The sequence below is a fragment of the Mesorhizobium sp. M4A.F.Ca.ET.020.02.1.1 genome, assembly GCF_004022645.1.
Classification (GTDB): domain Bacteria; phylum Pseudomonadota; class Alphaproteobacteria; order Rhizobiales; family Rhizobiaceae; genus Mesorhizobium.
The window spans coordinates 1-6,763 of sequence record NZ_RZOI01000300.1 but is presented as its reverse complement, the minus strand read 5'-3'; the positions used below and the strand labels follow the sequence as shown (position 1 = coordinate 6,763).

Below are 6,763 nucleotides of genomic sequence, written 5' to 3'. Positions count from 1 at the left end.
ACGGGGAGAAATGTCCGGGAGGACAATGAGGGGCAGCGCCAGCGTTCTATGATTTGGCAGGACCTGTTACGCATCACCGCCCACGAACCACCAGCAGGTCACCCGCCCGACTTCGGCACCAGCAGGGGAATGATCCGGTCGCTCTTGGCGACGGACGGCCGGCCGCTCGAGGCATAGGGGATGCCGAGCGCGTCCCAGGTCTCGACCAGGGCGTCCTGAAGTTCGGCGATCAGCGCGTCCGAATGGAACGGCGTCGGCGTGATGCGCAGCCGCTCGGTGCCGCGCGGCACCGTCGGATAGTTGATCGGCTGGATGTAGATGCCGTGGACGCCGAGCAGGCGGTCGCTGGCCATCTTGCAAAGTTCGGGATCGCCGACCAGCACCGGCACGATGTGGGTGGACGATTCCATCACCGGGAGGCCGGCGGCGGCAAGCACCTCCTTGGTCCGCGACGCCTGGCGCTGCTGCGCGTCGCGCTCGGCCTGCGAGCGCTTCAGATGCCGGATCGAGGTGGTGGCGGCGGCGGCAACAGCCGGCGGCAGCGCCGTGGTGAATATGAAGCCCGGCGCATAGGAGCGCACGGCATCGATCACCGCGCTGGTGCCGGTGATGTAGCCGCCGAGCGTGCCGAAGGCCTTGGCGAGCGTGCCTTCGATGATGTCGATGCGGTCGGCCAGCCCCTCGCGCTCGGTAATGCCGCCGCCGCGCGGACCGTACATGCCCACCGCATGGACCTCGTCGATATAGGTCATAGCGTTGTAGCGCTCGGCGAGGTCGACGATCTGCTTGATCGGGGCGATGTCGCCATCCATCGAATAGACGCTCTCGAAGACGATCAGCTTGGCGCGCTCGCGTCCCGCAGCCTGCAGCAGGCTCTCCAGATGCGCGACGTCATTGTGGCGGAAGATCTTCTTTTCGGCGCCCGAACGGCGCACGCCCTCGATCATCGAAGCGTGGTTGAGCTCGTCCGAGATGATCAGGCAGTTCGGCAGAAGCCGTGCGATGGTCGAGATCGAGGCCTCGTTGGAGACGAAGCCGGAGGTGAAGACGAGCGCTGCTTCCTTGTCGTGCAGGTCGGCCAGTTCCAGTTCAAGCTCCACCAGCGGGTTGCTGGTGCCGGAGATGTTGCGGGTGCCGCCGGCGCCCGACCCCATCTTGCCGGCAGCCTTCTGGAAAGCGTCGATGACGTCGGGATGCTGGCCCATGCCGAGATAGTCGTTGGAGCACCAGACGGTGATTTCCTGGGCGCGGCCGTTGGAACGCCAGATGGCTCGCGGGAACTTGCCGACAATGCGTTCGAGGTCGGCGAAAACGCGGTAGCGCCGCTCCGCATGGAGCTGGTCGATCGCTTCCTCGAAGAACCGCTGGTAGTTCATGTCGCCTTCCCGATTTTGTGCCGGATCATAGTCATTGCCCCATCAGGCGTCCACCGGGGCCCTTTGGTCAAAATGCCACGCCCCAAGCGTGTTCCTAACGACCACGGATCGTGGCCTATTCCCTTGATGTGGATCAACTTTGTTTCAGTACGATGCCTTGGGCCCCGGCGACTGTTACGCATTTGACACTGGAGTTTTATTCGCCTTGCGGCGCGCTTTCCAGTAAGGCGGCCTTGAGACAGTTTCCAACAAATCTTGATCAGCGAGGACGCGTATGACGGTTTTGGTGACGGGCGGTGCCGGTTATATCGGCAGCCATATGGTCTGGGAGCTTCTGGACGCGGGCGAGAGCGTTGTCGTTCTCGACCGGCTTTCGACCGGCTTCGAATGGGCGGTGGCGCCGGAGGCCAGGCTCGTCGTCGGCGATGTCGCCGACCGCGAACTGGTCGGCCAGATCATCAGGGACAACAAGGTCGATGCCATCATCCATTTCGCCGGCTCGATCGTGGTGCCAGAGTCGGTCGCCGATCCGCTCGGCTACTACGAGAACAACACTTCCAAGACGCGCACCCTGATCGAAACGGCCGTGCGCGAGGGCGTGCCGCATTTCATCTTCTCCTCCACCGCCGCGGTCTATGGTGGCGCCGGATTGGAACCGGTGCGCGAGGATGCCGGGCTTTCGCCGGTATCGCCCTACGGCCTTTCCAAGCTGATGAGTGAGTGGATGTTGCGTGACGCGGCGAAGGCGCACGATATCCGCTATACGGCGCTGCGCTATTTCAACGTCGCCGGCGCCGATCCCAAGGGCCGCACCGGCCAGTCGACGCCGGGCGCCACGCATCTGATCAAGGTCGCCTGCGAGACCGCGCTCGGCAAGCGCCCCTTCATGCAGGTGTTCGGCACTGACTATCCCACCCCGGATGGCACCTGTATCCGCGATTACATCCATGTCAGCGATCTGGCGGCGGCGCACCGGCTGGCGCTGCAGCGGCTACGCGAAGGCGGCACCAGCCTGGTCGCCAATTGCGGCTACAGCCACGGTTACTCGGTGCTGCAAGTAATCGACAGCGTGCGCCGCGCCTTCGGCCGTGATTTCGAGGTCAAGATGGGCGACCGCCGCCCCGGCGACGCCGCCGCGATTGTCGCCAACTCCGAGCTTGCCCGCGCTGAGCTTGGTTGGACGCCGCAGCGCGACGATCTCGATCAGATCGTTGCCGACGCGCTGGCCTGGGAACGCATCCTCAGCGGCAAGAACTCGGCACGCGGCTGACCCAATCAGCTTGCGAGCCCAAGGGCTCGTCCTGCGCGCCGAGACGCGCTATTGAGGATCTCACGGCGGCGCGTGGAGGCGCGCCGCCCTGTTCGAGAGCAATTCCAGGAAAAGTGTGCAACGGTTTTCCGTCCGGAATTGGTCAAAACAAGGAAATAGAGCGGTTCTGCGTTTCCGTGAAACGGTGAACCGCTCGAGGGGTGCGGCATGAAGGTCTTGGTGCTTGGGGCCGGCGTCGTTGGCACGGCGGCCGCCTATTACCTGGCAAGCGATGGCCATGAGGTGACGGTGATCGAGCGCCACCAGGCCGCCGCGCGTGGCACCAGCCAGTCGAATGCCGGCCTTGTCTCGCCCGGGGACGCCACCGCCTGGGCTTCGCCCGCCGCGCTGAAGACCTTCCTGCGCGCGCTCTGGAACCACGATCTCGGCATCAAGGTCAGGCTGCGCTTCGATCCCTATTTCCTCGCCTGGAGCCTGCGCTTCCTGCGCCAGTGCACGGTGGCGCGCCTGCGCGCCAACAGCCAGGTCAAGCTGCGCCTGGCGCTCTATTCCCGCGACTGCATCAACGCGCTCTCGGAAGCGACCGGCATTCACTACGACGAGCGCAAGAAGGGCATTCTCTATTTCTTCCGCTCGCAGCACAGCCTCGACACCGGCACCGACAATTACCGCTACCTTGCCGAGCACGGCCTGCCGATCGAGATCGTCGGCCGTGACCGGCTGATCGAGCTGGAGCCCGGCCTCGCCGGCGCCAGGGACAAGATCGCCGGCGGCGTCTATTCGCCGATCGACCAGACGGGCGATTCCCGGCAGTTCGTGGAAAAGCTCGCCGCTTATGCGGCCGAAAAGCTCGGCGTCAAATTCCTCTTCGGCACGACCGTCGAAGGCCTCGACATCGAAGGTGATCATGTGCGCTCGGTGATGACCTCGGCCGGCCCGGTCGCCGGTGACGCGGTGGTCATCTCCTTGGGACCGGAAAGCGGCCTGCTCGGCCGCCGCTACGGCATCGACCTGCCGGTCTATCCAGTGAAGGGCTACACCGCGACCATACCGCTGGAGGACGAGAGCAAGGGGCCGACCATGGGCGGCGCCGACGAGGACCAGCTGATCGGCTATTCGCGGCTCGGCAACCGGCTGCGCCTTGCCTCGACCGCCGAGTTCACCGGCTTCGACCGCAGCTTCAAGCCGCGTGATTTCGCCGCCATGTTCAGGACCGGCAAGGACCTGTTTCCCGGCGCCTTCGACGAGAAGAAAGCGGAGCTTTGGGCGGGCCTCAGGCCAATGATGCCGAACTCCGTGCCGGTGATAGGGCAGGCGCGCTACACCAACCTTTACCTCGACACCGGCCACGGCCATGTCGGCTGGACGATGGCTTGCGGCTCGGGAAAATTCCTCGCCGATATCGTCGCCGGCCGCAAGCCGGAGATCGATCCGCAAGGGCTGGTCTACAGGAACTAGAGATGTCTGGACCGCAAGTCGCCATCGATCTCGGCCGCATCGAGCGCAATGCGCGCACCGTCGTCGAGCGCTGCGCGCATTCCGGCATCAAGGTCTTCGGCGTCACCAAGGGCATGTGCGGCATGCCGCAGGTGGCGCGCGCCATGCTGCGCGGCGGCGTTGCCGGCATCGCGGAGTCACGCTTCGAGAACATCCGCCGGCTGCGCGACAGCGGCATCAATGCGCCGATCATGCTCTTGCGCAGCCCGCCCATCGCGCGCGTCGAGGAGGTGGTGCGGACCGTCGACATCAGCCTGCAGTCGGAACTTTCGATCATCCGCGAGATCGCCCGCATCGCCGAGCGCATGGGCCGCGTCCACGACATCATGCTGATGGTCGACCTCGGCGACCTCCGGGAAGGCATCTGGCCGAACGACCTTGTGCCGACCGTCCAGCAGATCCTGGAGATGAAGGGCGTGCGCATTGCCGGCATCGGCACCAATCTCGGCTGCTTCGGCGCCATCTTGCCGACCGAGGAGAATCTCGGCCAGCTCGTCGCCCATGCCTACAAGATCGAGCGTCTGTCGGGCAAAAGCCTCGATTGGATATCGGGCGGCGCCTCGTCCTCGCTGCCGCTGTTGCTCGAAGGCCGGCTGCCCGCCGGCATCAACAATCTGAGGGTCGGCGAGGCGATCCTGCAGGGCGGGCTGGAAACTTTTCGCGATCCGCCCTGGGAAGCGCTGGAGCTCGATGCCTGCCGGCTTACCGCCGACATCATCGAGGTCAAGAGGAAGCCATCGCGGCCGATCGGCCAGTCCGGCTACGACGCCTTCGGCAACCAGCCGGTCTTTCCCGATGAGGGCGACAGGCTGCGCGCCATTGCCAATATCGGCCGCGAGGACGTGCTGGTCGAAGGCCTGATGCCGATCGCCAAGGGCGTGCGCGTGCTTGGCGCCTCCAGCGATCATCTTCTGCTTGACGTGCAGGACGCCGATCCAATCCCCGCCGTCGGCGGCCGCGTCGCCTTCCGCATGAGCTATGGCGCCATGCTTCTCGCCATGACCTCCGAATATGTCGAGAAGGCCCCGATGCACGATGTCGAGGACTATTCCGGCCGTAAGATGGTGTCGATCTCGGCCGAGCCGTCGGCGGCAGGCATCCTCGCCCGCGAGGCGACCGGGGCGCGGCTTGAGGCGATGAACTTCGACGTCGTCGAGCTGGCCGACGCGGAACGACCGCCATCGGGCCTGATCCGGCTGACGGCCGGCGCCGACCGCCGCATCGCCCATACAGCACTTGCCGCGACCGCGCGGGCGACACACTCATTTGGCCTGATCTGGATCGATTCCATCGCCGCGCTCATGCCGGAGGAGATCGAAGGCATCGACCTGCCGGAGGCTTCGGTGCTCGCCCGCATGTTGGGTTTGGATCACAAGCCGGGCGCTTTGCAGCCGCAGCTTTCGCCGGAAAACATCGTCATCGTCGGCTTGCGCCATGCCGATCCGGCCGAGGCGCGGGTGCTGACGGATTCGCGCGTCTCCGCCTTCACCATGACCGACATCGACGCCATGGGCATGGGGGAAGTGATGCGGGAGGCGATCCACATCGCCTCCTCCGGCACCCAAGGGTTCCACGTCGCCTATGCGCCCGAGGTCACCGAATTCGCCGGCTGGGCGGCAGGCTCGGGCGGGCTCACGGTGCGCGAAACGCATCAGGCGATGGAGGCGGTGGCACTCTCGGGCGGGCTCTTGTCGATGAGCGTCTCTGGCTTCACCGCCGATCTCGAACCCAGGATCGCCGCCGATGCCGTCAGCTTCGTCATGTCGGCCTTCGGCAAGCGGATTCTCTAGCCAAATTGACTTGCGATCGGAGCGGAACGTAACCTCAATGCGGAAATTTGAATCCAGTTGGATGCGTGGATGAGACTAATTGGGAACGTCGGCAGGATTTATTTCATACTGTTTGCTGCAACAGCATTTTTATCAGGCTCTTTTGCTTGCATTTTTGAAAAAGCAAACAATTGTGGAAATCATGTTGGAATGGGCATTAGCTATGGAGACGGTGGTTCGGAATGTGAATCGTATTTGTCAATTAATTACGGCATATCTCTATTCTCGCAATCAAGTGGCTTTCAGTTATATTTCTTATTGACTCCGCTAATTATATACACATTTTTGGTTACCGTCATATTTTTAACATTTTCGTCAATAAGCAAAGTGTATTTTCCGACCCGGTATGCTTTTTACGCCATTAATATGGCGATTTTGTATTCTTCGTATTTCTTCTTATTATTCGTGATCTGATCAGCTCCGCGCTTCGACCGCCCTGCGCCATGCGCGGAAATAGGCCGCCCAGATGGGATCAGCTTGCGGTTCTATTGTCTCGACCTTGCTGTGCGCGGGCGTCTCTTTGGATGCCAGAAGTGCTGCGCCGATGCTGGTGCCGGTGGCGGCCTCGGAGGCGATGACGGTGCGCGCGGTCGCCGCAACCAGCATGCCGGTAAAGAGGCGGTTGCGGGCAAAGGGTCCTTCCACGGTTGTCGGTCCGTCGCCGCCGATCAGCTCGAGGCAGGTCGCGGTCATAAGCGCCAGATAGAAAGAGATGGCGACGAAGCGCTCGCCGCCACTCGTTCCGTCGGCATTGAGCCATTGCGGCTGGCGGTGCGGAAACGGCCCCGATC

At 63.5% G+C, this 6,763-nt stretch carries 4 protein-coding genes and 1 pseudogene; 3 read left to right on the top strand and 2 right to left on the bottom strand.

From position 1 onward, the window contains the following. Positions 1-98: 98 nt before the first annotated feature. Positions 99-1,376 carry a 5-aminolevulinate synthase gene (gene hemA, locus EN742_RS18930; protein ID WP_126056567.1) on the bottom strand — a complete coding sequence of 426 codons (1,278 nt, stop codon included), beginning with the start codon at positions 1,374-1,376 and terminating at the stop codon, positions 99-101. 274 nt (positions 1,377-1,650) lie between these two features. Between hemA and galE the strand changes: the two genes are divergently transcribed. From galE to EN742_RS18915, 3 genes are all read left to right on the top strand, one after another. Continuing rightward, positions 1,651-2,646, top strand: a complete 996-nt coding sequence (gene galE / locus EN742_RS18925; RefSeq protein ID WP_126056566.1) for a UDP-glucose 4-epimerase GalE — start codon at positions 1,651-1,653, stop codon at positions 2,644-2,646. A 207-nt stretch (positions 2,647-2,853) separates the two neighbouring features. Continuing rightward, positions 2,854-4,104 (top strand): D-amino acid dehydrogenase, encoded by a 1,251-nt coding sequence (locus EN742_RS18920; protein WP_127405700.1) that lies wholly within the window; start codon positions 2,854-2,856, stop codon positions 4,102-4,104. 2 nt (positions 4,105-4,106) lie between these two features. Next, a complete protein-coding gene (locus EN742_RS18915; protein ID WP_128333145.1) occupies positions 4,107-5,933 on the top strand; it encodes an alanine racemase in 1,827 nt (608 codons plus the stop codon). A 453-nt stretch (positions 5,934-6,386) separates the two neighbouring features. On the opposite strand, the pseudogene EN742_RS18910 reads toward EN742_RS18915, so the two are convergent. Then, positions 6,387-6,763: pseudogene (locus EN742_RS18910) on the bottom strand (carbohydrate kinase); the annotation flags it as partial.